The 25,150-nt window shown below is 73.0% G+C and carries 22 protein-coding genes; 21 read left to right on the top strand and 1 reads right to left on the bottom strand.

Annotated elements, in window-relative coordinates; genetic code table 11:
• Nucleotides 1–23: 23 nt before the first annotated feature.
• Nucleotides 24–971, bottom strand: a complete 948-nt coding sequence (locus IEY75_RS06005) for an aldo/keto reductase (RefSeq protein ID WP_189113390.1) — start codon at nucleotides 969–971, stop codon at nucleotides 24–26.
• 215 nt (nucleotides 972–1,186) lie between these two features.
• Here IEY75_RS06005 and IEY75_RS06000 point away from each other — a divergent pair, with 215 nt between their 5' ends.
• The 21 genes from IEY75_RS06000 to nuoN all read left to right on the top strand — a co-directional run bounded on the left by IEY75_RS06000 (nucleotide 1,187) and on the right by nuoN (nucleotide 25,082).
• Entirely contained in the window at nucleotides 1,187–2,755 is a 1,569-nt protein-coding gene (locus IEY75_RS06000; protein ID WP_189113192.1) for a methyl-accepting chemotaxis protein, read from the top strand.
• Nucleotides 2,756–2,964: 209 nt separating this feature from the next.
• Nucleotides 2,965–4,179 (top strand): cyclic dehypoxanthinyl futalosine synthase, encoded by a 1,215-nt coding sequence (mqnC, locus tag IEY75_RS05995; RefSeq protein WP_229789418.1) that lies wholly within the window; start codon nucleotides 2,965–2,967, stop codon nucleotides 4,177–4,179.
• A 169-nt stretch (nucleotides 4,180–4,348) separates the two neighbouring features.
• Nucleotides 4,349–5,449 carry an LPXTG cell wall anchor domain-containing protein gene (locus IEY75_RS05990; RefSeq protein WP_189113191.1) on the top strand — a complete coding sequence of 367 codons (1,101 nt, stop codon included), beginning with the start codon at nucleotides 4,349–4,351 and terminating at the stop codon, nucleotides 5,447–5,449.
• 61 nt (nucleotides 5,450–5,510) lie between these two features.
• Nucleotides 5,511–6,215: a demethylmenaquinone methyltransferase gene (locus IEY75_RS05985; protein ID WP_189113190.1), complete on the top strand. Its 705-nt coding sequence runs from the start codon at nucleotides 5,511–5,513 to the stop codon at nucleotides 6,213–6,215.
• Nucleotides 6,215–7,264 (top strand): phosphotransferase, encoded by a 1,050-nt coding sequence (locus IEY75_RS05980; RefSeq protein WP_189113189.1) that lies wholly within the window; start codon nucleotides 6,215–6,217, stop codon nucleotides 7,262–7,264. The genes IEY75_RS05985 and IEY75_RS05980 overlap by 1 nt, the downstream gene beginning before the upstream one ends.
• Nucleotides 7,265–7,439: 175 nt before the next feature.
• Nucleotides 7,440–7,628, top strand: a complete 189-nt coding sequence (locus IEY75_RS05975) for a hypothetical protein (protein WP_189113188.1) — start codon at nucleotides 7,440–7,442, stop codon at nucleotides 7,626–7,628.
• Between the two features lie 176 nt (nucleotides 7,629–7,804).
• Nucleotides 7,805–9,085 (top strand): geranylgeranyl reductase family protein, encoded by a 1,281-nt coding sequence (locus IEY75_RS05970; protein ID WP_189113388.1) that lies wholly within the window; start codon nucleotides 7,805–7,807, stop codon nucleotides 9,083–9,085.
• 27 nt (nucleotides 9,086–9,112) lie between these two features.
• Complete coding sequence (locus IEY75_RS05965) at nucleotides 9,113–9,478, top strand: NADH-quinone oxidoreductase subunit A (RefSeq protein WP_189113187.1); 366 nt, start codon at nucleotides 9,113–9,115, stop codon at nucleotides 9,476–9,478.
• A 3-nt stretch (nucleotides 9,479–9,481) separates the two neighbouring features.
• Nucleotides 9,482–10,195: a NuoB/complex I 20 kDa subunit family protein gene (locus IEY75_RS05960; RefSeq protein WP_189113186.1), complete on the top strand. Its 714-nt coding sequence runs from the start codon at nucleotides 9,482–9,484 to the stop codon at nucleotides 10,193–10,195.
• Nucleotides 10,192–10,947 carry an NADH-quinone oxidoreductase subunit C gene (locus IEY75_RS05955; protein ID WP_189113185.1) on the top strand — a complete coding sequence of 252 codons (756 nt, stop codon included), beginning with the start codon at nucleotides 10,192–10,194 and terminating at the stop codon, nucleotides 10,945–10,947. Before IEY75_RS05960 ends, IEY75_RS05955 begins: the two co-directional genes overlap by 4 nt.
• Nucleotides 10,944–12,260 (top strand): NADH-quinone oxidoreductase subunit D, encoded by a 1,317-nt coding sequence (locus IEY75_RS05950; RefSeq protein WP_189113184.1) that lies wholly within the window; start codon nucleotides 10,944–10,946, stop codon nucleotides 12,258–12,260. The genes IEY75_RS05955 and IEY75_RS05950 overlap by 4 nt, the downstream gene beginning before the upstream one ends.
• Complete coding sequence (gene nuoE / locus IEY75_RS05945; protein WP_189113183.1) at nucleotides 12,257–13,147, top strand: NADH-quinone oxidoreductase subunit NuoE; 891 nt, start codon at nucleotides 12,257–12,259, stop codon at nucleotides 13,145–13,147. The genes IEY75_RS05950 and nuoE overlap by 4 nt, the downstream gene beginning before the upstream one ends.
• Nucleotides 13,144–14,460, top strand: a complete 1,317-nt coding sequence (nuoF, locus tag IEY75_RS05940; RefSeq protein WP_189113182.1) for an NADH-quinone oxidoreductase subunit NuoF — start codon at nucleotides 13,144–13,146, stop codon at nucleotides 14,458–14,460. The genes nuoE and nuoF overlap by 4 nt, the downstream gene beginning before the upstream one ends.
• Nucleotides 14,460–16,946, top strand: a complete 2,487-nt coding sequence (locus tag IEY75_RS05935) for an NADH-quinone oxidoreductase subunit G (protein ID WP_189113181.1) — start codon at nucleotides 14,460–14,462, stop codon at nucleotides 16,944–16,946. The genes nuoF and IEY75_RS05935 overlap by 1 nt, the downstream gene beginning before the upstream one ends.
• Nucleotides 16,943–18,301 (top strand): NADH-quinone oxidoreductase subunit NuoH, encoded by a 1,359-nt coding sequence (gene nuoH, locus IEY75_RS05930; protein WP_189113387.1) that lies wholly within the window; start codon nucleotides 16,943–16,945, stop codon nucleotides 18,299–18,301. Before IEY75_RS05935 ends, nuoH begins: the two co-directional genes overlap by 4 nt.
• 1 nt (nucleotide 18,302) lies before the next feature.
• Entirely contained in the window at nucleotides 18,303–18,977 is a 675-nt protein-coding gene (nuoI, locus tag IEY75_RS05925) for an NADH-quinone oxidoreductase subunit NuoI (RefSeq protein WP_189113180.1), read from the top strand.
• The gene (locus IEY75_RS05920; protein WP_189113179.1) at nucleotides 18,974–19,753 is read left to right on the top strand and encodes an NADH-quinone oxidoreductase subunit J; all 780 of its coding nucleotides are present in this window, start codon (nucleotides 18,974–18,976) and stop codon (nucleotides 19,751–19,753) included. The genes nuoI and IEY75_RS05920 overlap by 4 nt, the downstream gene beginning before the upstream one ends.
• On the top strand, nucleotides 19,750–20,049 hold the full coding sequence (gene nuoK / locus IEY75_RS05915; RefSeq protein WP_189113178.1) for an NADH-quinone oxidoreductase subunit NuoK: 300 nt from the start codon (nucleotides 19,750–19,752) through the stop codon (nucleotides 20,047–20,049). Before IEY75_RS05920 ends, nuoK begins: the two co-directional genes overlap by 4 nt.
• A 64-nt stretch (nucleotides 20,050–20,113) precedes the next feature.
• The gene (gene nuoL, locus IEY75_RS05910) at nucleotides 20,114–21,973 is read left to right on the top strand and encodes an NADH-quinone oxidoreductase subunit L (RefSeq protein ID WP_189113386.1); all 1,860 of its coding nucleotides are present in this window, start codon (nucleotides 20,114–20,116) and stop codon (nucleotides 21,971–21,973) included.
• Complete coding sequence (locus tag IEY75_RS05905; RefSeq protein WP_189113385.1) at nucleotides 21,970–23,523, top strand: NADH-quinone oxidoreductase subunit M; 1,554 nt, start codon at nucleotides 21,970–21,972, stop codon at nucleotides 23,521–23,523. The genes nuoL and IEY75_RS05905 overlap by 4 nt, the downstream gene beginning before the upstream one ends.
• Nucleotides 23,520–25,082 carry an NADH-quinone oxidoreductase subunit NuoN gene (nuoN, locus tag IEY75_RS05900; RefSeq protein ID WP_189113177.1) on the top strand — a complete coding sequence of 521 codons (1,563 nt, stop codon included), beginning with the start codon at nucleotides 23,520–23,522 and terminating at the stop codon, nucleotides 25,080–25,082. Before IEY75_RS05905 ends, nuoN begins: the two co-directional genes overlap by 4 nt.
• Nucleotides 25,083–25,150: the final 68 nt, after the last annotated feature.

Genomic DNA, 25,150 nt, shown 5'->3' with positions numbered 1-25,150 from the left:
ATTCTACCGAGCGGGCGGGGCGGTCAGCGTTCGGTGATGTCGTCCAGGGCGCGCAGGTCGGCGGGGGTCGGGATCCACGCCCCGGCGGCGACGTTCGCGCGCACCTGCGCCGGGGTCGTCGCGCCCGCGATCACGGAGGTCACGGCCGGCTGGGCGGCCAGCCAGCCGATGGCGACGTCGAGCAGGCTCAGGTCGCGCGCGGCGGCGAACTTCTCCAGCGCCTCGATCACGTCCCACGGCGCGGCGGCGAACCGGGCCGCGTACCGCGGGCGGCCCAGCCGGCTGCCGGGCGGCGGCGCCTCGTACCGCTGGTACTTGCCGGTGAGCAGCCCGCTGGCCAGCGGGAAGTACGGCAGGAAGCCGAGCCCGTGGTGCGTGCAGGCCGGGATCAGCTCGGCCTCGACGTCGCGGCGCAGCAGGTTGTAGTGGTCCTGGGCGCTGACGAAGGGGGTGCTGCCGCGGGTCCGGGCGGTCCAGGCGGCGTCGGCGACCTGCCAGGCGGCGAAGTTGGAGTGCCCGACGTACCGGACCTTGCCGGCGCGCACGAGGTCGTCGAGGGCCGCCAGCGTCTCCTCGACCGGCGTCGCCTGGTCCGGTTCGTGGAGCTGGTACAGGTCGAGGTGCTCCACGCCCAGCCGGCGCAGCGAACCCTCCACCGCCCGCAGCACGTAGCCCCGCGCCCCGCGGGCGCCCCGGTCGGCGCCGTTGAGGCCGCCCACGTTCATGCCGAACTTCGTGGCGATCACCACGTCGTCCCGGTGCCCGCGCAGCGCGGCGCCGAGCAGCTCCTCCGACCGGCCGGGCGGGTCGCCGTACAGGTCCGCGGTGTCGAAGAAGGTGATGCCGGCGTCGAGGGCGGCGTGCACCACCTCGGTCACCCCGGCCTGGTCGAGCCCGGCGCCGAAGGCGTTGCAGCCGACGCCGACGACGGACACCACCAGCCCGGACCGGCCCAGCCGGCGGTACCGCATGTCGCCGCCGGCCGGCCGCGGCAGGTCGGGGGAGGGGTGCTGCCGGCTCTCCGCGGCGAGCTGGTCGCCGATGCTGCTCGTCACTCCGCCACCTCCAGGCTCACCGGTGAGCATAGGCGCCCCGGCGGCGGCGCCGGCCGTTTCCGGGACCGGCCAACGGCCGTCGGGAGGGCCCGGTCCGGGTCTATCGTCTTTGGTGGCGAAAGGGATGAGACGTGCTGAGGCTGTCGGACATCGGGGTGGGGCGCCGGATCGGACTGATCTTCGGCGCGGCGGCGCTGACCGTGGCCGGCGTCGCGCTGATCGGAATGCAGAGCCGGAACGCGCTGGTCGGGACGGCCGACCGCCTGCACACCCTGGAGCAGGCCAGGGGTCTGCTCAACCACCTGGACACCCGCGAGGCCGAGCTGAAGGTCAACGCGTACCGCGCGGCGCTGGAGTCCGACCTGGGCGACATCGCCGCCGACATGCCCGACGACGTGGCCAGCGTCGAGGAGACGCTCGCCGCGCTGGACGCCCTGCCGCTGCCGGCCGCGCTGCGCGCGCAGGTCGACGGCGTCCGGCCGGCCGTGGCGGCGTTCAGCGACTTCGTCCGCGGGTTCGTCGCGACGGCGCAGCGGGACCAGGCCGCGGCCCGGCGGCTGGAGCCCGAGGTGGCCGCGCGCAACGACGTGGTCGACGGCGAGCTGGAGAAGATCCACGAGTGGGTGGACGGCGCGGTGGCGCAGGCTCAGGCGGAGATGGCGCGGACGGTCTCCGGTACCCGCACGGTCACCGTCGTGGCCATCCTGCTGGGGGCGGCGCTGCTGCTGGCGCTGTGCGTACCGACGGGCCGGTCGCTGCTGCGCGGGCTGCGCCGGGTCGGCGACGTCCTGGAGGCGGTGGCCGACGGCGACCTGACCCGCCGCGCCGACCTGGACACCCGCGACGAACTGGGCCGGATGGCCCGCTCGCTGGACCGCGCGACGGCCAGCATCCGCGAGTCGCTGCGGACCGTCGCCGGCACCGCGGACACCGTCGTCGGCGCCGCCGCCCGGCTCTCGGAGGTCAACGCCGGCATGGCGGACGCCGCGCGCGGCACGACGGCCCAGACGGAGGCGTCCTCGGCCGACGCCGAGGACATCTCGCGCAGCGTGCAGACGGTCGCGGCGGGCGCGGAGGAGATGGGGCTGTCGATCCGCGAGATCTCCCGCAACACCGCCGAGGCGGTGGACGTCGCCGGCATCGCGGTCACCGAGGCGTCCCGGGCCGTGTCGACCGTCGAGCAGCTCGGCACCTCCTCGGCCGAGATCGGCAACGTGGTCAAGCTGATCAACTCGATCGCCGAGCAGACGAACCTGCTGGCGCTGAACGCGACGATCGAGGCGGCCCGGGCGGGCGAGGCGGGCAAGGGGTTCGCGGTGGTGGCCGGGGAGGTCAAGGACCTGGCCCAGGAGACGGCCAAGGCGACCGGCGACATCGGCGGCCGGATCACCGCGATCCAGGCGGACGCGGCCGGCGCGGCCGAGGTCATCGGCCGGATCACCGAGGTCATCGCCAAGATCAACGACTACCAGACCACGATCGCCTCCGCCGTGGAGGAGCAGACCGCCACGACGGGCGAGATGTCGCGCGGGATCGGCGCGGTGGCCGACGGGGTGGGCCGGATCGCCGGTGGCCTCGGCGAGGTAGCCGGCCGGGCGGCCAGCGCCGCCGACGGCCTGTCCGAGGCCGAGCGGGTCAGCGGCGACCTGGAGGGGAGCGCCGCCGCGCTCCAGGCGAACCTGGCCCGGTTCCGCGTCTGAGCCGCGGGTGCGTCCGCCCGCTTCCGGGTGTTTCGCGCTCCGGTGCGCGGGGGCGTCCGCGCCGGTCGCGCCGCCCGCGCGGGCAGGTCCGGGCCGCGGCGTCGTAGGCTCGGGGGGTGAGCGTGACGGCGGGCAGCACCGCGGCATCGGCCGCGACAGGGGCGGGTACGGCGCCGGGCGCCGGGCGGACCGGGGGCGCGCGGCGGGAGATCGACGCGATCCTCCAGCGCGGGGCCGACGGCGGGCGGATCAGCGCCGACGAGGCCCTGCTGCTCTACACCGACGCCCCCCTGCACCCGCTGGGCGAGGCGGCGGACGCCGTGCGGCGGCGGCGGTACCCCGACAACGTCGTGACGTACCTGATCGACCGCAACATCAACTACACGAACGTCTGCGTCACCGCCTGCAAGTTCTGCGCGTTCTACCGGGCGCCGAAGCACCGCGAGGGCTGGTCGCACCCCACCGGGGAGATCCTGCGCCGCTGCGGCGAGGCGGTCGCGCTGGGCGCCACGCAGGTGATGCTCCAGGGCGGCCACCACCCGGAGTACGGGGTCGAGTACTACGAGGACCTGTTCCGCGCGGTGAAGCAGGCCTACCCGCAGCTCGCGATCCACTCGATCGGCCCGAGCGAGATCCTGCACATGGCCAAGGTGTCGGGCGCCTCGATCGAGGAGGCGGTCCTGCGGATCAAGGCGGCCGGGCTCGACTCGATCGCCGGTGCCGGCGCCGAGATGCTGCCCGACCGGCCGCGCCGGGCGATCGCCCCGCTGAAGGAGTCCGGCGCCCGCTGGCTGGAGGTCATGGAGGTCGCGCACACCCACGGCCTGGAGTCCACCGCGACGATGATGATGGGTACCGGCGAGACCAACGCCGAGCGCATCGCGCACCTGCGGATGATCCGCGAGGTGCAGGACCGCACCGGGGGCTTCCGGGCGTTCATCCCGTGGACGTACCAGCCGGAGAACAACCACCTCAAGGGCCGCACCCAGGCCACCGGCCTGGAGTACCTGCGGATGATCGCCGTGGCCCGGCTGTTCTTCCACAACGTGGCCCACCTTCAGGCGTCCTGGCTGACCACCGGCAAGGACGTCGGCCAGCTCGCCCTGCACATGGGCGTGGACGACCTCGGCTCGATCATGCTGGAGGAGAACGTCATCTCCTCGGCGGGCGCCCGCCACCGCTCCAACCTGCGGGAACTGGTCTGGATGATCCGGTCCGCCGACCGGGTCCCGGCCCAGCGCGACACCCTGTACCGCCGCCTGGCCGTGCACCACACCCCGGCCGACGACCCGGACGACAGCCGGATCGTCTCGCACTTCTCGTCGACCGCGCTGCCCGGCGGCGGCGTCGGGGCGGGCGTGCCGGTCGCCGCCCCGGCCGGCGCGGCGACCCTGCCGGTGCTCCCGGCGGCCCCGCCCGAGTGACCCGGACGTCCGTCCACCCGCGACACAATCGCGGGTAAATCAGCTCTGTATCGGACATTCCATATCGCTTAGTGCGCGATTGGATGCTTTGCCTCGTTACGCCTCATGGCACCGCGCCTCTCCGTCGCGCGGAGCCCCGAGCACCGCGGGCCGAGCACTCAGGAGTGTCATGAACTTCCTATCCCGGGCGGGCGCCGCCGCGCTGAGCGCCGCCGCCGCGGCCACCCTCGCCGCGGGTGCCCCCGCGGCGGCCGCGGGCGGGGTCGACCTCGCGATCACCGTCGCCGGCACCACGCTGGCGGCGGGCGCCCGCAGCAAGGTCACCGACGTCACCCTGGTCAACCACAGCCGGCGGACGGCGACCGGGGTGACCGTCGCCTTCGACCTGGGCCGGCTCGACCAGCGCCGGGTCGCCGTCCGGGTACCCGCGGCCGACGCGTGCCGCCGCCGGGCCGGCTACCTGTACTGCCGGGTGGCCGACGTCCGGCCCGGCAGCGCCGTCGACCTCGCGGTGACCCTGCGCCACCTCGCCGGGGGCGGGACCGCCGGGCGGCTGCGGGTCGGCGTCACCCACGACGGGCGGGACCCGCGCCGGCGCAACAACGTCGCCAGCGCCCCCGTCCGGGTCGGCGGGCCGGGCGCGGACCTGTACGCGTACGCGCCCGACGCGCCGTTCGACCCGGCCCGCGGCGCCACGGGCGGGACCCGCCCCGGCGGGCAGGCGACCCTGCACTACGCGGTCGGCAACGCCGGCAGCGCCCGCGCGACCGGCTTCATCGTGCGGATCGTCCTGCCGCGCGGCGCGACGTTCGCCCGGCTGTACAAGGCGTGCACCTACGACGCCGCCCGCCGCGCCGCCTTCTGCGTGTACCCCGCGCTGGCGCTGGCGCCCGAGGGGGAGCGCGGGAAGGCCCCGTCCCGGCTGCGCTTCCGGGAGGTCGTCGCCGTCTCGCCGCGGCTGTCCGCGCCGCGCCCGCTCGTCGGCGGCCGCCTGTCGGTCACGCCCCTGGGCGCGGCGCGGGCGGCCACCGACGACAACCGCGTGCGCAGCGCCCGCCGCCTGGCCGACGCCGACCCGACCGACAACATCGACGAACTGGTCGTCCAGGTCGGCGCCGCCGCGCCCGGCGGCCACGGCGCGGCCCTCGCCGCCCGCGAGCTGCCGCTGACCGGCCGCGACGACGCCCCGCCGTTCGCGCTGACCGGCCTGGGCCTGCTGCTGATCGGCGCGGGGCTGCTGCTGTCGATCCGCCGCCACCAGCCCCGCTGACCGGTGGCCCCGGCGCCGGGCGCGCCGCCGCCGCCCGCGCGCGGGCGCATAGAGTGGCCGCATGACGGGTGTGGGGGGACGGGCGCGGCTGGACAAGCGGCCGGCCGCGGTCGCCGAGATGTTCGACGGCGTCGCGCGGCGGTACGACCGGACCAACACGCTGCTGTCCTTCGGGCAGGACGCCGGCTGGCGGCGGGCGACCCGGGCGGCGGTCGACCCCCGCCCCGGGCAGCGCGTCCTCGACGTCGGCGCCGGTACCGGCGTCTCGACCGCCGAGCTGCGGCGCGGCGGCGCGTACGCCGTCGGGGCCGACCTCTCCCTGGGGATGCTGCGCGTCGGCCGCCGGACCCGGCCCGAGGTGCCGCTGCTGGCCAGCGACGCCCTCCGGTTGCCCTTCGCCGACGCGACCTTCGACGCCGTGACCATCTCCTTCGCCCTGCGCAACGTCGTGGACGTCGACGCCGCCCTCGCCGAGCTGCGCCGGGTGACCCGGCCGGGCGGGCGGCTGGTGGTCTGCGAGTTCAGCCACCCGACCTGGGCGCCGTGGCGGACCGTCTACCTGTCGTACCTGATGCGCTCGCTGCCTGCGGCCGCCCGCGCGGTGGCCAGCAACCCCGAGGCGTACGTCTACCTGGCCGAGTCGATCCGCGCCTGGCCGGACCAGCGCGCGCTGGCCGCGCGCATCGCCGCCGCCGGCTGGGACGCGGTCGGCTGGCGCAACCTCAGCGGGGGCATCGCCGCCCTGCACCGCGGCACCCGCCCGTAGTGCCGACCCCGGGCGGCGCCGCCGCGGGCGGGGACCGGGGCGCGGCGCTGGCCGACTGCGTGCGGGAGGCGTTCGGCTGGGACGCGGACGTCACCGCCGCGCCCGGGCCGCGCGGCGCTCGCGGGCAGGTCTGGCGGCTCGCGGTCGGGCCGGACCGGTACGCGCTCAAGGAGATGTTCGGCGCGCCGCCCGCCGCCGTGCTGGTCGAGGCGGAGCTGGGGTTCGCCCGGCGGGCGCGGGCGGCCGGGGTGCGGCTGCCGGCCAGCCACCCCGACCGCGCCGGCCGGTACCTGGTGCCGGCGGTCGGGGGCGGGTGGCTGCGGCTGTACGACTGGGTGGACCTGCGCCCGTCGGGTGCCGACCCGGCGGCGCTCGGGACGCTGCTGGCCCGCCTGCACCGGTGTGCGCCGCCGCTGGCGGCCGAGTGCGGCGGCGGGCCGCCGGACCCCTGGTACGACACGCCGCCGGAGGCCGCCCGGTGGGCGGCGGCGACCGGTTCGCCGGCGGCGTGGGCCGCGCGGCTCGCCGACCGCGTGGCGACCCTGCCGCGCCTGTGCGCCGCCGTGACCCCGGCCGACCCCGCCGGCCTCGTCCTGTGCCACCGCGACCTGCACCCGGAGAACATCCTCGCCGACGCCGACGCCGACGCCGACGCCGACGCCGACGCCGACGCCGACGCCGCGGGTGCGGACGGCCTGACCGTGGTCGACTGGGACGACCTCGGGCCGGCGGACCCCGCCCGCGAGCTGGCCCGGTTCTTCTTCGACTGGTTCTGCGACCGCCGCCGCGCCGACCTCGACGCGGTCCGCGCGGTGTACGCCGCGTACCTGCGGGCGGGCGGGCCGGGCCGGCTCACCGGGCCGGCCGACTTCTCGATGCTGCTGGCGACCCGGCTCAACTTCCTGCTCGGCCAGGCGCGCGTCGCGCGGGACCCGGCGGCGGAGCCCCGGCACCGGGAGTGGGCCGAGGCCGAGATCGCCGAGGCCCTGGACACCCTGCCCACGTCCGACCAGCTCGCGGACGTCCTGGCGGCGACCCGCACCGCCTGAGTAGCCCGCCGCCCGGGCGGCGATTGGCGGACCGGCCCGGCGGGAACTGTCGGGGTGCCGGCGGTCCGCGACGGGCGAGGCTGACCGGCAGGATTCTTTGGGCGAAACCCGGATATAACGCAGGGCGCGGTTCTAAGGTGACGGTGGCCTGGGGGACCTGAGCGAGGGGGCCGGAATGGGCGACGGTACGGATCAGGTGGCGACGTTGGCGGACCAGCTACGCCTGCTCTCGGCGCAGCGGCCGGAGTTGGCCCAGCAGCTCCTCGCGGACCTGCTGCAGGCGGTGGACCGGACGACCGGGGGTGCGCTGAGTGAGCGGCTGGATGCCGGGGTGTTACAGGGACTGGGCCTGGCGACGACTTAGGTTCCCCTAACACCTGAGCGGGTCAGGGGTCGGTTTTAGACTGCCCTCCGAATGCGCTTGTGAATTGTTTCACGAGCCCCGGAACGCGGCACCGGGCCGACCTCACGGCCCGGACGGCGCCCGGCAGACGAGGCGGAGGTGCAGTGACCCCGACTGTCCCCACACCGCGGTCCGAGGTGGGCGGTGCCGCCGCGGCGTACGACGCCGACGTCATCGTGGTCGGCGCGGGCCCGGGCGGCTCCGCGGCGGCGTACCACCTGGCGGTCCACGGCGCGAAGGTCCTCCTGCTGGAGAAGACGCACTTCCCGCGCGAGAAGGTCTGCGGCGACGGCCTGACGCCCCGCTCGGTCCAGCAACTGATCAGGATGGGCATCGACACCCGGGCCGAGGGCTGGGTCCCCAACCGCGGCCTGCGCGTCATCGGCGGCGGCCTGCGCCTGGAACTGGACTGGCCGGAGCTGGCCAGCTACCCCGACTACGGCCTGTGCCGCACGCGGATGGACTTCGACGACATCCTGGCCCGGCAGGCGGTGGCCGCGGGCGCGACCCTGCGCACCGGAATCAACGTCCAGGCGCCGCTGCTGGACGGCGACGGCCGCGTGGTCGGCGTGACGGCCGACGGCGACGGCGCCGAGCCGCTGACCTTCCGGGCGCCGCTGGTGATCGCGGCCGACGGCGTCTCCGGCAGGCTCGCGCTCGCGCTCGGCCTGGACAAGCGCGACGACCGGCCGATCGGCGTGGCCGTGCGGCAGTACATCCGCAGCGCGGCCCGCACCCACGACGACTACCTGGAGTCGTGGCTGGAGCTGCGCAGCGGCGAGGCGGGCGAGGGCGTCCTGCTGCCGGGGTACGGCTGGCTGTTCGGGCTCGGCGACGGCCGGGTCAACGTCGGCCTGGGCGTCCTCAACAGCAGCACCGCCTTCGGCAAGACCAACTACCGGCACCTGCTGCGCGACTGGCTGGCCGGCACGCCGCAGGAGTGGGGGCTGGCCGACCCGGCGAACGCCGACGGCAAGGTGCTGGGCGCCGCCCTGCCGATGGGCTTCAACCGCACGCCCCATTACACCCGCGGGATGCTGCTGGTCGGCGATTCCGGCGGAATGGTCAACCCGTTCAACGGCGAGGGCATCGCCTACGCGATGGAGTCCGGCGAGGTGGCGGCCGAGATGGCGCTCACCGCGCTCGCCCGGCCGGCGGGGCCGGCCCGGGAGCGGGCGCTGCGGGCGTACCCGGCGGAGTTGAAGGCGCGCTTTGGCGGGTACTACCGACTGGGTGGCACCTTCGTGAAGCTCATCGGCAACCCGGAGATCATGCGGATCTGCACCCAACACGGCCTCCCGCATCCGACACTGATGCGGTTCGTGCTCAAACTCCTGGCGAACCTGACCGACGTCCGGGGCGGGGACGCGATGGACCGGATCATCAACGGGCTCACCCGGCTCGCGCCGGCGGCCTGAGGCGAGGAAGGACGAGCAGGAGACACGATGTCGCTATCCGCGTACGTACCGATCCTGGGGCTGTTCGCCCTCGCGGCCGGGTTCGCGCTGTTCTCCGTCGCCACCTCGCTGGTGGTCGGGCCCAAGCGCTACAACCGGGCCAAGCTCGCCGCCTACGAGTGCGGCATCGAGCCCTCGCCCACGCCCACCGGCGGCGGCCGCTTCCCGATCAAGTTCTACCTGACCGCGATGCTGTTCATCATCTTCGACATCGAGATCATCTTCCTGTACCCCTGGGCGGTCAGCTTCAACGCGCTGGGCCTGTTCGGGTTCGTCGAGATGATCCTCTTCATTGCGACCGTCTTCGTGGCCTACGCCTACGTGTGGCGCCGCGGCGGACTGGACTGGGACTGACACATGGGTATCGAGGAGAAGCTGCCGAGCGGCATCCTGCTCACCAGCGTCGAGCGGGTCATCAACTACGCGCGCAAGTCCTCCACCTGGGGCGCCACGTTCGGCCTCGCCTGCTGCGCGATCGAGATGATGGCCTCCGGCGCCCCCCACTACGACCTCGGGCGCTGGGGCATGGAGGTCTTCCGGGCCTCGCCGCGGCAGGCCGACCTGATGATCGTGGCCGGCCGGGTGAGCCAGAAGATGGCCCCGGTCCTGCGCCAGATCTACGACCAGATGACCGCGCCCAAGTGGGTGCTGTCGATGGGCGTCTGCGCGTCCTCCGGCGGCATGTTCAACAACTACGCGATCGTCCAGGGCGTGGACCACGTCGTGCCGGTGGACATGTACCTGCCCGGCTGCCCGCCGCGGCCGGAGATGCTGATCGACGCGATCCTCAAGCTGCGGGAGAAGATCCTGTACGAGCCCATGGGCGAGGGCGGCCGGAAGACGGCCGCCCGGCGGGAGGCCGAGGGGAAGGTACCGGTCGTGCGGCCGGGCGCCATGCCCTCCTCGTACCGCAGCGACAAGGGCCGGGCGCGCGAGTGGGAGGCGGCGGTGCGCGAGGGCCGCGAGGAGCAACTGCGCATCCTCAAGTGGATGGAGCAGGAGCGGCACCTGACCGACGCCGGCCGGTGGACCGACGGCACGGCCGTGGCCGCGGGGGAGGGGCACCGGTGACCGACGACCAGAACACCCGGCCCGGCCCGGTGCCGGTGTGGGCGCCGCCCGTCGGCGCGACCTCCGGGGCGCCGGCCGAGCTGCCGCCGGCCACGCCCGCCGGGCGCGGCATGTTCGGCGTCCAGGGCTCGGGCGACACCTCCGGCTTCGGCGGCCTGCGGCCGCGGCGGCTCCTGCCGCAGGCCACCCCCCGGCCGTACGGCGGGCCGACCGCGGGCTCGCGGGAGTTCGACGAGGTGTACGACAGCCTCGCCGAGGCGTTCCCGCAGCTCGACGACGCCGTCGAGGCGGTGGTCGTCGACCGCGGCGAGCTGACCCTGCACATCGTCCCCGAGCGGATCGCCCAGGTCTGCCAGGTGCTGCGCGACGACGAGGCGCTGCGCTTCGAGCTGTGCAGCTCGGTGTCGGCGGTGGACTACCTGGACGCCGGGGAGGACCGGCGCTACCACGTGGTCTACCACCTGATGTCGTTGACGTACCGGCGCCGGCTGCGACTGGAGGCCGCCGTCGGCGGCGAGCACCCCGCCCTGCCCAGCGTCTGCGGCGTCTACCCGACCGCCGACTGGCAGGAGCGGGAGACGTACGACATGTTCGGGGTGGTGTTCGAGGGCCACCCCCACCTGACCCGGATCCTCATGCCCGACGACTGGGAGGGCCACCCCCAGCGCAAGGACTACCCCCTCGGCGGCGTCCCGGTCGAGTACAAGGGCGCCGAGATTCCGCCGCCGGACACCCGGAGGTCCTACCAGTGACGTACGCGACCGAGCACGAGACCGACGAGGGCCGGGTCTTCACCGTCACCGGTGGCGACTGGGACACCGTCGTCAAGGGCATCGACCCGCTGCACGACGAGAAGATCATCGTCAACATGGGCCCGCAGCACCCCTCGACGCACGGCGTGCTCCGGCTCGTCTGCGAGCTGGAGGGCGAGACCGTCACCGAGGTCCGCCCCATCGTCGGCTACCTGCACACCGGCATCGAGAAGAGCCTGGAGTTCCGCAACTGGACCCAGGGCACGACGTTCGTGACCCGGATGGACTACCTGGCGCCGATCTTCAACGAGACCGGCTACTGCCTGGCGGTCGAGAAGCTGCTCGGGATCACCGACGACATCCCGGAGCGGGCCACCACGATCCGGGTCTTGATGATGGAGCTGAACCGGATCGCCAGCCACCTGGTGTGGCTGGGCACGACCGGCATGGAGCTGGGCGCCATCTCGGTGATGCTGTACTGCTTCCGCGAGCGGGAGTACGTGCTGGAGATCTTCGAGATGGTCTCCGGGCTGCGGATGAACATGGCGTACGTACGGCCGGGCGGCGTCGCCCAGGACGTGCCGGACGCCGCGATCGGCAAGATCCGCGACTTCCTCGACCTGCTGCCCAAGCGGATGAAGGAGTACGAGGACCTGCTCTCGGGCCAGCCGATCTGGACGGAGCGGACCCAGGGCGTGGCCGTGCTGGACGTGTCGGCCTGCCTGGCGCTGGGCACGACCGGTCCGGTGCTGCGCTCGGCCGGGCTGCCGTGGGACCTGCGCAAGACGGACCCGTACTGCGGCTACGAGACGTACGAGTTCGACGTCCCGACCGCGGAGACCGGCGACGTCTGGGGTCGGTACCTGGTGCGGATGGCCGAGATGCGCGAGTCGATGAAGATCATTGAGCAGTGCCTGGAGCGGCTGCGGCCCGGCCCCGTGATGGTCGCCGACAAGAAGATCGCCTGGCCGGCGCAGCTCGCCATGGGCGCGGACGGCATGGGCAACTCGCTGGAGCACGTCGCCAAGATCATGGGCGAGTCGATGGAGTCCCTGATCCACCACTTCAAGCTGGTGACCGAGGGCTTCCGGGTGCCGGCGGGCCAGGTGTACGTGGCCATCGAGCACCCCCGCGGCGAGCTGGGCGTGCACGCGGTGTCCGACGGCGGCACCCGGCCGTACCGGGTGCACTACCGGGAGCCCAGCTTCATCAACCTCCAGGCGCTCCCGGCGATGTCCGAGGGCGGCCTGATCGCCGACGTGATCGCGGGCGGCGCCTCGCTGGACCCCGTCATGGGTGGGTGTGACCGATGAGCAACAACTCCGTGACCACGCGGCCGCAGGTCCTCGTCTCGATCGACGGCGCCCCGCCGAAGCTGGACCGGCTCTCGCCGGCCGCCGCGGCGCTGCGCGACCAGCTCGACAAGCAGACCGCCGAGATCCTGGCCCGGTACCCCGACGGCCCGCGCTCGGCCCTGCTGCCGCTGCTGCACCTGGTGCAGTCGGTGGACGGCCGGGTGACCCCGCACGGCGTCGAGTACTGCGCCGCCGTCCTCGGCCTCCAGAAGGCCCAGGTCGCCGCGGTGGCCACCTTCTACACGATGTACAAGCGCAAGCCCACCGGCGAGTACCTGGTCAGCGTGTGCACCAACACGATGTGCAACGTGCTCGGCGGCCAGGAGGTGTACGACACCCTCAGCGCGCTGCTGGGCGTAGGCCACGACGAGACCACCGCCGACGGCCGGATCACGCTGGAGCACGCCGAGTGCCTGGCGGCCTGCGACTACGGCCCGGTCCTCACCGTCAACTACGACTTCTACGACGAGGTCACCCCCGAGAGCGCCGTGGACGTGGTCGACCGGCTGCGCGCGGGCGAGCGCCCGGCCCCCACCCGGGGCGCCCGGCTGTGCTCGCTGAAGGAGATGGCGGTCCAACTCGCGGGCTTCGCCGACGAGCGCGACGGCGCGGTCGCCGGCCCCGGCGCCGGCCCGGCCACCCTGCGCGGCAACCTGCTCGCCGACCGGCACGGCATCGCGGTGCCGGGCTTCGACCCGCAGACCCCGATCAAGGTCGGCGAGGGCCGCCCGCCGGTGACGCGGGTGCCGGCGGCGAACAAGCCCGCCAGCGACGGCAAGCCGGCCGGCGACTCGCCGCTGCCCCAGCGGGAGCACCTCAAGGACGCCAAGGGAGGCGACGCATGAGCGAGCCGGGGCGCGAGGTCCTCGCGAAGCTCACCCCCGTTCTGACCAAGCGCTGGCTGTCGCCGGACGCCTGGAAGCTCGACGTGTACGAGCGGCTGGACGGCTACCTGGCGCTGCGCAAGGCGCTGGCGGTCCACCCCGACGACCTGATCCAGCTCGTCAAGGACTCGGGTCTGCGCGGCCGCGGCGGCGCGGGCTTCCCCACGGGCCTGAAGTGGGGCTTCATCCCGCAGAACGACGGCAAGCCGCACTACCTCGTCGTCAACGCCGACGAGGGCGAGCCGGGCACCTGCAAGGACCTGCCGCTGATGACGTGCGACCCGCACTCGCTGATCGAGGGCGTCATCATCGCCTCGTACGCGATCCGGGCCAGCCGCGCGTACATCTACATCCGCGGCGAGGCCGTGCACGCCGCCCGGCGGCTGCGCCAGGCCGTCAACGACGCGTACAAGGCCGGCTACCTGGGGCGCAACATCCTCGGTACCGGCTTCGACCTGGACCTGGCGATCCACTCCGGGGCGGGCGCGTACATCTGCGGTGAGGAGACGGCGCTGCTGGACTCGCTGGAGGGGCGGCGCGGGCAGCCGCGGCTGCGCCCGCCGTTCCCGGCCACGCACGGGCTGTACGCCTGCCCGACGGTGGTCAACAACGTCGGCACCATCGCCAGCGTCCCGTACATCGTGCTCGGCGGCGCGGACTGGTGGAAGTCGATGGGCACGGAGAAGTCGTCCGGCCCGATGATCTACTCGCTGTCCGGGCGGGTGAACAACCCGGGCCAGTACGAGTGCGGGCTGGGCATCACCCTCAACGAGCTGATCGAGCTGGCCGGCGGCATGAGGCCCGGCCACCGGCTGCGGTTCTGGACCCCGGGCGGGTCCTCGACGCCGCTGCTGGCCGCCGAGCACGCGGACGTGCCGCTGGACTTCGAGTCGGTGGCCGCGGCGGGGTCCATCCTGGGCACCACGGCGACGCAGATCTTCTCCGACCAGGACTGCCCGGTGTACTGCACGTACCGGTGGATCGAGTTCTACCACCACGAGTCGTGCGGCAAGTGCACCCCGTGCCGGGAGGGCAACTTCTGGATGACCCGGATCTACCGGCGCATCCTGTCCGGCCAGGGTTCGCACGAGGACCTGGACACCCTCCTGGACGTCTGCGACAACATCCTCGGCCGCTCCTTCTGCGGCCTCGGCGACGGCGCCACCAGCCCGGTGACCTCCTCGCTGAAGTTCTTCAAGCAGGACTACCTGGACTACATCGAGGGCCGCACGGCCCCGCGCCTGAGCGCGAAGGTCCTGGCGGGAGCACACTGATGACAGAGGTAGGCAAGCCGACCGAGACGGTCACGCTCACCATCGACGGCGTGCAGATCACGGCGCCCAAGGGCGAGCTGGTGATCCGCACCGCGGAGCGGATGGGCATCGAGATCCCCCGCTTCTGCGACCACCCGCTGCTGGCCCCGGCCGGCGCCTGCCGGCAGTGCCTGGTCGAGGTGGAGGGCCAGCGCAAGCCGGTGGCCTCCTGCACCCAGGCGGTCGCCGACGGGATGGTCGTGCAGACCCAGATGACCTCGGAGGTCGCCGAGAGGGCGCAGCGGGGGCAGATGGAGTTCCTGCTGATCAACCACCCGCTCGACTGCCCGATGTGCGACAAGGGCGGCGAGTGCCCGCTGCAGAACCAGGCGATGTCGACCGGCCGCACGGACACGCGCTTCCACGAGCACAAGCGCGAGTACGTCAAGCCGATGCCGATCTCCTCGCAGGTGCTGCTGGACCGCGAGCGCTGCGTGCTCTGCCAGCGCTGCACCCGGTTCTCCGAGCAGATCGCGGGCGACAAGTTCATCGACCTGATGGACCGCGGCGCCGCCGAGCAGATCAACATCTACCGGGACGACTACTTCGGCGGCGACGGCGACGGGTCCACCCCGGGCGCGGCCGACGCGCCGTTCCAGTCGTACTTCTCCGGCAACACCGTGCAGATCTGCCCGGTGGGCGCGCTGACCGGCACCCAGTACCGCTTCCGGGCGCGGCCGTTCGACCTGGTCTCCACCCCGAGCGTGTGCGAGCACTGCTCGTCGGGCTGCGCCCAGCGCACCGACCACCGGCGCAACAAGGTCCTGCGCCGGCTCGCCGGCAACGACCCGTCGGTGAACGAGGAGTGGAACTGCGACAAGGGCCGCTGGGGCTTCCAGTACGCCCAGGCGTTCGACCGGCTCACCTACCCGATGGTCCGCGACGCCGCCACGGGCGAGCTGCGCCAGGCGTCGTGGAGCGAGGCGCTGGCGCGCGCCGCCGAGGGGCTGGCGGCGGCGCGCGACGGCCGCGGGGCGGCGGTGCTCACCGGCGGCCGGCTGACCATCGAGGACGCGTACGCGTACGCCAAGTTCGCCCGGCTCGCGCTGCGCACCAACGACATCGACTTCCGCGCGCGGCCCACCGGCGGCGACGAGGAGGCCGAGTTCCTGGCCGCCTGCGTCGCCGGCCGCGGCGACGTCCGGTTCACCGACGTGGACAGCGCGCCCGCGGTGGTGCTGGCCGGCCTGGAGCCGGAGGAGGAGGCGGGGATGCTGTTCCTGCGCCTCCGCAAGAACGTGCTGGGCCGCAGGCTGCCGGTGGTGGCGCTGGCGCCGTACGCCAGCCACGGGCTGGCCAAGGTCTCGGCGACCGTCGTGCCGACCGCGCCGGGTGACGAGGCCCGGGTGCTGGCTGGGGACCCGACGGTCGCGCAGGCGCTGTCCCGGCCCGGCGCCCTGCTGTTCGTCGGCGAGCGGCTGGCCGCCACGCCGGGGGCCCTGTCGGCGGCCGCCGCCCTGGCCGCCCGCACCGGCGCGAAGCTGGCCTGGCTGCCGCGCCGGGCCGGCGACCGCGGCGCGGTCGACACAGGCTGCCTGCCCAATGTCCTGCCCGGCGGCCGGTCGGTGACCGACGCCGCCGCCCGCGCCGAGATGGCCGCGGCCTGGGGCGCGCCGGCCACCGCGCTGCCGGCCGCCGCCGGCCGGGACACCGAGGCGATCCTGGCCGCGGCCGCGGCCGGCGGGCTCGACGCGCTGGTGGTGGCGGGCGTCGACCCCGCCGACCTGGCCGACCCGCGGGCCGCGGAGGCGGCCCTGGACGCCGTCGGCTTCCTGGTCTCGGTCGAGCTGCGGCTCAGCGCCGTCGCCCGCCGCGCCGACGTGGTGCTGCCGGTCGCGCCGGTGGTGGAGAAGCCGGGCACCTTCCTGAACTGGGAGGGGCGCCTGCGGCCGTTCACCCAGGTCCTCCAGTCCTCCGCGATGCCCGACGCGCGGGTGCTCGACGCGGTCGCCGCGCAGCTCGGGGTGGTCCTCGGGGCCGGCGACGTCGACGCGGTCCGCCGCGAGCTGGGCGGCCTGCCCGCCGCCAACGGCTCCCGGCCCGCGCCGCCGCGGACGGACCCGGTCGCGCAGGCCGAGCTGGGCCGCGGCCAGGCGTACCTGGCCACCTGGCACCAGCTCATCGACCTGGCCAGCGCGCTGGACGGCGACGAGCACCTCGGCGGCACCGCCCGCCCGGCGGTGGTCCGCCTCAGCCCGGCCCGCGCGGCGGCGCTGGGCATCGCCGACGGCGACCCGGTCACCGTCGGCACCGCCCGCGGCGCCCTGACCCTCCCAGGGGTGATCACCGACATGCCCGACACGGTGGTCTGGGTGCCGACCAACTCGCCCGGCTCCACCGTGCACCGTACGCTCGGCGCGACCTCGGGCTCCGTCGTCACGGTGGGCGTGCCCGCCGCCGGCAGGCCCGACCAGGTGCGGGTAGCCGCCCACGCGGGAGGTAACTGATGTTCACGGCGGCGGATCCCGCGCTGACCGACTTCGGCCGTGATCCCTGGTGGATCGTGTTGATCAAGCTGCTGTTCGCCTTCGTCGTCGGCATGGGCCTGACCGTGCTGGGCGTGTGGTTCGAGCGGCGGGTCGTGGCCTACATGGCGCAGCGGCCCGGCCCGAACCAGGTCGGCCCGTTCGGCCTGCTCCAGACGCTGATGGACGGCATCAAGGGCATGTTGAAGGAGGACATCCTCCCGAAGAAGGCCGACAAGGTGGTGTTCTTCTTCGCGCCGACGATCTGCGCGATCTTCGCGCTCACCTCGCTGTCGGTGATCCCGTTCGCGGGCAAGGTCAGCATGTTCGGCCACGTGACCCCGATGCAGGTCACCGACCTGCCGGTGGGCGCGCTCGTCGTGCTGGCCTGCTCGTCGATGGCGGTGTACGGCATCGTGCTGGGCGGCTGGGCGTCGGGTTCGACGTACCCGCTGCTGGGCGGCCTGCGGTCGTCGGCGCAGATGATCTCGTACGAGGTCGCGCTGGGTCTGTCGCTGGTGGCGGTGTTCATGACGGCCGGGACGATGTCCACCTCGGGCATCGTGGCCGCGCAGGCGCACGGCTCCGCGTACACCGTGCTGGGTGTGACGCTGCACGCGCCGAGCTGGTACGCGCTGCTGCTGATCCCGAGCTTCCTGGTGTTCCTGGTGTCGGCGTTCGGCGAGACGAACCGGGCGCCGTTCGACCTGCCCGAGGCCGAGAGCGAGCTGGTCGCCGGCTACATGACCGAGTACAGCTCGATCAAGTTCATGCTCTACATGCTCGCCGAGTACGTCGCCATGGTCAGCATGTCGGCGATGATCACGACGCTGTTCCTCGGCGGCTGGCGGGCGCCCTGGCCGATCACGCTGTGGTCGGGGGCCAACGACGGCTGGTTCGGGCTGCTGTGGTTCTTCGCCAAGGTGACGCTGATCCTGTTCCTGTTCGTCTGGGTCCGGGCGACGCTGCCGCGGCTGCGGTACGACCAGTTCATGCGCTTCGGCTGGAAGGTCCTCCTCCCGGTCAACCTGCTGTGGATCGTGGTCCTCGCGGGCATCAAGACCATGCAGACCGAGTCGATGGAGGCCCGGACGAAGTGGGTCGTGATCATCGGCGTGGTCGTCGTCCTCGGCGTCGTCGCCCTGCTGTGGCCGAACAGCCGCAAGGAGCCCGACCCGGCGGTGCAGGAGCGGCGCGCGGCCCGGTCGGCCGGCGGCTTCCCCGTGCCGCCGATGGACCTCCAGGTGCCGCCGAGCCCGCGGGCGAAGCGGGCCGTCGCCGAGCGCCGGCCGGCCAACGTCCCCGGCGCTTCCACCCCCGACTCCGAGGAGGTGTGACGTGGGTGCGGTAACCGACGCGGTCAAGGGCTTCGGCGTCACCTTCGCGCACATGTTCCGCAAGGTCGTCACGACCGACTACCCGTTCGAGCACCCGAAGACGGCGCCGCGGTACCACGGCCGGCACATCCTGAACCGGCACCCGGACGGCCTGGAGAAGTGCATCGGCTGCGAGCTGTGCGCCTGGGCCTGCCCGGCGGACGCGATCTACGTCGAGGGCGGCGACAACACCGAGGAGAACCGCTTCTCCCCGGGCGAGCGGTACGCCAGCGTGTACCAGATCAACTACGCGCGCTGCATCTTCTGCGGCCTGTGCATCGAGGCCTGCCCGACCCGCTCGCTGACGATGAGCAACGAGTACGAGCTGGCCCGGGACAGCCGCAAGGACCTGATCTTCACCAAGGAGCAGCTCCTCGCACCGCTGCTGGAGGGCATGGAGCGCCCCCCGCACGCGATGCGCCTGGGCGACTCCGAGAAGGACTACTACGTCGGCGCGCTGACCAACCCGGGCACCTCGGCAGGCGCCGAGCACTCGACCATGGGTCCGGGCCGCGGCCACCTGCACGACACCGCCGGGGTGCAGTTCCCCGGCGCCGAACAGCAGGCCGACCGCGCGGCGCACCACGGTCCGCAGGCGGGCGTCGCCGACGCCGCGACCGGGAAGGGGCAGGCATGACCAGCGGGGTCGTCCTCGCGGCCGCCGGGCAGATGTCGGGCGGCGAGCTGGCCGCGTTCTGGGTGCTGGCGCCGCTGGCCCTACTCGGCGCGATCGGCATGGTCACCTCCCGCAACGCCGTGCACTCGGCGCTGTGGCTGGTGCTGACCATGCTCTGCCTCGGCGTCTTCTACGTGATCCAGGCGGGGCCGTTCATCGGCGTCGCCCAGGTGATCGTGTACACCGGCGCGATCATGATGCTGTTCCTGTTCGTGCTGATGCTGATCGGCCGGGACGCCTCCGACTCGCTGATCGAGACGCTGCGCGGCCAGCGCACCGCCGCGCTGATCCTGGGCATCGGCTTCGCCGGCCTGGTCGGCACCGGGGTGTACCGGGCGCTCAAGGGCGGCCCGGAGGCGGTGAACTTCACCCAGGAGGCCACGAACACCAACGTGCAGGCCGTCGCCCGGGAGATCTTCACCAAGTACGTCTTCGCCTTCGAGGCCACCTCGGCCCTGCTGATCACCGCCGCGATCGGCGCGATGGTCCTGGCGCACGTCGAGCGCGCCAAGGAGGACAAGCCGAACCAGCCGGACCTGATGCGGGCGCGGTTCCGCCTCGGCGCCGGCCACCCCGGCGCCAAGGCCGGCCCGGGCGTCTACGCCACCTCCGACTCGGTCGCCACCCCGGCCCGGCTGCCCGACGGCACGCTGACCGACGCGAGCGTGCCGGAGATCATGCCGATCCGCGAGCTGACCGCCGCCGAGTCGGCGCCGAAGGGGACGGACGAGAAATGACGCCATCGGCCTACATCGTGCTGGCCTCGGTGCTGTTCACCATCGGCGCCGGGGGCGTGCTGGTGCGGCGCAACGCCATCGTGCTGTTCATGTGCGTCGAGCTGATGCTGAACGCGGCCAACCTCGCGCTGGTCACGTTCAGCCGGATGAACGGCGGCCTGGACGGCCAGATCATGGCGTTCTTCGTGATGGTCGTGGCCGCGGCCGAGGTCGTGGTCGGCCTCGCGATCATCATGACGATCTTCCGAACCCGGCGCTCCGCCAGCGTCGACGACGCCAACCTCCTGAAGTACTGAGGTGCCCAGCGTGGAAACGACGACCCTGTACGCCGAGGCGACCGGCCTGCTCTCGCAGACCTGGATGCTCGTCGGCCTGCCGCTGTTCGGCGCGGCGCTGCTGCTGCTGCTCGGCCGGCGCGCCGACCGCTGGGGCCACTGGCTGGGCTGCGCCACGGTCGGCGCGACCTTCGTCCTCGGGCTGTCGATGTTCTTCGCCCTGGCCGGGCTGGAGAACAAGTCGGTCCAGCGCAGCCTGTGGGACTTCATCGCCGTGGGCGACCTGAAGGTCGACTTCGGGCTGCTGTACGACCCGCTGGCCGCCGTCTTCGTGCTGCTGATCACGGGCGTGGGCTTCCTGATCCACGTGTACGCGGTCGGGTACATGGCGCACGACCCGGGCCGGCGCCGGTTCTTCGCCTACTTCAACCTGTTCGTCGCCGCGATGCTGCTGCTGGTGTTGGGCAACAACTTCGTGATGCTGTACTTCGGCTGGGAGGGCGTCGGCCTGGCGTCGTACCTGCTGATCTCCTTCTGGTACACGAAGCCGGCCGCGGCGACCGCCGGCAAGAAGGCGTTCCTGATGAACCGCGTCGGCGACGCGGGCTTCGCGGTGGCGATCTTCCTGATGCTCGCCACGCTCGGGACCACCCAGTACGACAAGGTGTTCGCCAACGTCGGCGCGCTGGCCGGCGGCACGGTGCTGGCGATGGGCCTGCTCCTGCTGCTCGGGGCGTGCGGCAAGTCCGGCCAGTTCCCGCTCCAGGCGTGGCTGCCCGACGCGATGGAGGGCCCGACCCCGGTCTCGGCCCTGATCCACGCCGCCACCATGGTCACCGCGGGCGTGTACCTGATCGCCCGGTCCAACCCGATCTTCTCTGCCAACGAGACGCTCCAGTTGATCGTGGTCCTGGTCGGCGCGGTGACGCTGCTGATGGGCTGCGTCATCGGCAGCGCCAAGGACGGCATCAAGCGGGTGCTGGCCTGGTCGACGGTCTCCCAGATCGGCTACATGTTCGTCGGCGTGGGCCTGGGCGGCGCCGCGTACGCGCTGGCGATCGTCCACCTGCTGGCGCACGGCTTCTTCAAGGCCAACATGTTCCTCGGCGCTGGCTCGGTCATGCACGGCATGGACGACGAGGAGGACATCCGCCGGTACGGCGGCCTGGCCAGGCACATGAAGGTCACCTGGATCACCTTCGCCACCGGGTGGCTGGCGATCCTGGGCCTGTTCCCGTTCTCCGGCTTCTTCTCCAAGGAGCCGATCATCGTGGCCGCGTACACCGGGCACGGCTGGCGGCCGTGGGTGATCGGCACCGCGACCCTGCTCGGCGCGGGCCTGACCGCCTTCTACATGACGCGCCTGTTCGTCCTCACCTTCCACGGGCCCGCCCGGTGGAAGGAGGGCACGCACCCGCACGAGTCCCCGAAGATCATGACGATCCCGCTGGTCCTGCTGTCCATCGGCTCGGTGGCCGCGGGCGGCCTGATGGCCTCCAGCGTGCCGCAGTGGCTGGAGCCGACGCTGGGCCGGCACGAGGAGGGCCACGCGGTCCTCGGCCACTGGACGCTGACGATCCTGGCCACGCTGGTCACGCTGCTGGGCGCCGGCCTGGCCTGGGCGCTGTTCCGCAACGGCACCGCCACGCAGGAGCAGCCGGCCGGCCCGCTGGTGACCGCGGCCCGCAAGAACCTCTACACGGACGCCTTCAACGAGGTGGTCTTCGAGAAGCCCGGCGTGTTCCTCACCCGGGCGCTGGTCTGGCTGGACAACCGCGGCATCGACGGCGTGGTCAACGGGCTGGCCGCCGCGGTCGGGGGCGGGTCCGGGCGCCTGCGCCGGCTCCAGAACGGCTTCGTGCGCTCGTACGCCACCTCCATGCTCACCGGGGCGCTGCTGGTCGTCGGCGCGTTCCTCGCGATCCAGATGGGATGGCTTTCGTGACGTCCTTCCCGTACCTGTCGGTACTCACCCTGCTGCCGCTGGTCGGCGCGCTGGTCGTGGCGTGCGTGCCGCGGGCGAAGGCGCAGTTCGCCAAGTCGCTGGCGCTGACCTGGTCGGTGCTGGTGCTGCTGCTGGCCGCGCTCATGTGGTCGGCGTTCGACGCGGGCGGGGCGCGGATGCAGCTCCGCGAGTCGTACCCGTGGATCCCCGCGTGGGGGGTGAAGTTCACCTTCGCCACCGACGGCATCGGGCTGGTCATGCTGCTGCTCATCGCCGTGCTGGTGCCGGTCGTGCTGCTGGCGAGCTGGCACGACGCGGAGAAGTCGAAGCGGTCGGTGCCCGCGTACTTCGCGCTGCTGCTGGCGCTGGAGTCGATGATGATCGGCGTCTTCGCCGCGGCCGACGTCTTCCTGTTCTACGTCTTCTTCGAGGCGATGCTCATCCCGATGTACTTCCTCATCGGGTCCTACGGCACCGCCGGGGCGGCGGGCGCGGCGGACGGCAAGCGGCAGTACGCGGCCGTGAAGTTCTTCCTGTACTCGCTGGTCGGCGGCCTGTTCATGCTGGCCGCGGTCGTCGGGCTGTGGGTGGCCGGGGGGCACACCTTCGACTGGCAGGCGCTGGTCGGGATGGACCTGAACGAGGGCACCGCGCGCTGGCTGTTCCTGGGCTTTTTCATCGCGTTCGCGGTCAAGGCGCCGTTCTTCCCCTTCCACACCTGGCTGCCCGACGCCGGTGGCGCGGCCCCGGCCGGTGCCGCGGCACTGCTGGTCGGCGTGATGGACAAGGTCGGCACGTTCGGGATCCTGCGGTACTGCCTGCCGCTGTTCCCGGAGGCGTCGCGCTGGTTCGCCCCGTACGCGATCGCGCTGGCCCTGATCGGCGTCATCTACGCGGCGCTGGTGGCGATCGGCCAGTCGGACATGAAGCGGCTGGTGTCGTACACCTCCATCGCCCACTTCGGCTTCATCGGCGTCGGCATCTTCGTCTTCACCACGCAGGCCGGCAGCGGCGCGGTGCTGTACATGGTCAACCACGGGCTGGCCACCGGCCTGCTGTTCCTCGTGGTGGGGATGCTGGTGGTGCGCCGCGGCTCGGCGCAGATCGGCGACTTCGGCGGCGCGGGCAAGCAGCTCCCGCTGCTGGCGGCGATGCTGTTCTTCGCCGGCCTGGCCTCGCTGGCCCTGCCCGGCACGGCGCCGTTCGTCTCCGAGTTCCTGGTGCTGGTCGGCACGTTCACGGTCAACAAGGCCGTGGCGGTGATCGCCACCCTCGGCATCGTCCTCGCCGCGGCGTACGTGCTGTGGATGGTGCAGCGCACCGTGCAGGGCACGCCCAACCCCGCGCTGGCCGACCTGGCGCCGATGCGCCGGGACCTGAGCGTGCGGGAGAAGGTCGTGATCGCGCCGCTGGTGGCGCTGATCCTGCTCCTCGGCTTCTACCCGAAGCCGCTCACCGACGTGATCAACCCGGCAGTCCAGGCAACCCTGGCGGACGTGGGCGCCAAGGACCCGGCGCCGACGGCCGTGCGGGCGGAGGTTTCCCGATGACGTTGCAGCTCCCGCCGATCGCCTACGGCGCGATCGCCCCGCTGCTGGTGATGTTCGGCGCGGCGTGCCTCGGCGTGCTCGTCGAGGCGTTCGTGCCGCGCCGGCTGCGCTACGCGTTCCAGCTCATGCTGGCCATGGGTAGCCTGCTGGCCGCCCTGGTGCTGATCGTGGTCCGGTCGCAGGGCGCCGACTACGCGGTCGTGACGGCCGGCCGGGCACTGTCGATCGACGGCCCGACGCTGTTCCTCCAGGGCGGCATCGTCGTGCTGGGGATGGTGGCGCTGCTGCTGATCTCCGAGCGGTCGCTGGAGACCGGGGGGCCGTTCGTGGCCCAGGCCGCCGTCACCGCCGGCTCGGACATCGACCGGCGGCAGGCGGCGCACGCCGCGGGCGGCACCGAGGTGTACCCGCTGGTCAGCTTTGCGATCTTCGGCATGGCGATGTTCGTGGCCGCCAACGACCTGCTGACGATGTTCATCGCGCTGGAGGTCTTCTCGCTGCCGCTGTACCTGCTCTGCGCGCTGGCCCGCCGCCGGCGGCTGCTGTCGCAGGAGGCCGCGGTCAAGTACTTCCTGCTCGGCGCGTACGCCTCGGCGTTCTTCCTGTTCGGCATGGCGCTGGTCTACGGCTTCGTGGGCAGCGCGGGCACCGACGGCTCCGTGGGGGTCACCTTCGCCGAGATCAACGCGGCGGCGCTGAGCCCGACGCGGGGCACCGGCCTGCTGTACGCCGGCCTGGCGATGATCGCGGTCGGGCTGCTGTTCAAGGCCGCCGCGGCGCCGTTCCACGTGTGGACGCCCGACGTGTACCAGGGGGCGCCGACGCCGGTGACGGCGTTCATGGCCGCGTGCACGAAGGTCGCCGCGTTCGGGGCGCTGCTGCGGGTCTTCCACGCCGGCTTCTCCGCCAACTCGTGGGAGTACCGGCCTGTCCTGGGCGGCATCGCGGTCCTGACGATGCTGGTGGGCGCGATCCTGGCGGTCACCCAGACCGACATCAAGCGGCTGCTGGCGTACTCGTCGATCGCCAACGCCGGGTACCTGCTCGTCGGCGTGCTGGCGTTCAACAAGTCGGGCCTGGCGAGCACGATGTTCTACGTCGTGGCGTACGGCTTCTCGGTGCTGGCCGCGTTCGCCGTGGTGTCGATCGTCCGCGACGGCGACGGCGAGGCGACGCACCTGTCGCGCTGGGCCGGGCTGGGCAAGCGCTCCCCGGGGTACGCCGCGGTCTTCACGTTCCTCCTGCTCGCCTTCGCCGGCCTGCCGCTGACCAGCGGCTTCACCGCGAAGTTCGCGGTCTTCGGGGCGGCGGTCGAGGGCGACCAGGCGTGGCTGGTGGTGGCCGGCGTGGTCACCAGCATGGTCCTGGCCTTCCCGTACCTGCGGGTGGTCGTGCTGATGTGGCTGTCCGAGCCGGGGGAGCAGACGCCGTCGGTGTCCATCCCCGGCCTGGCGACGTCGATGGCCCTGGCCGTCGGCGTCCTGGCGACGGCGCTGCTGGGCGTCGCGCCGCAGCCGGTCCTGGACCTGACGGACACCGCGGCGCAGTTCCTGCGCTGAGCCCGCACCCCCGCGGCGCGGACTCTTGGCGATTCCCGCACCTCTGTCCGATTTGGTGGAGAAACCAC

This window comes from Pilimelia terevasa (assembly GCF_014647915.1).
Classification (GTDB): Bacteria; Actinomycetota; Actinomycetes; order Mycobacteriales; family Micromonosporaceae; genus Pilimelia; species Pilimelia terevasa.
This window is presented reverse-complemented; position numbering and strand designations above follow the sequence as displayed.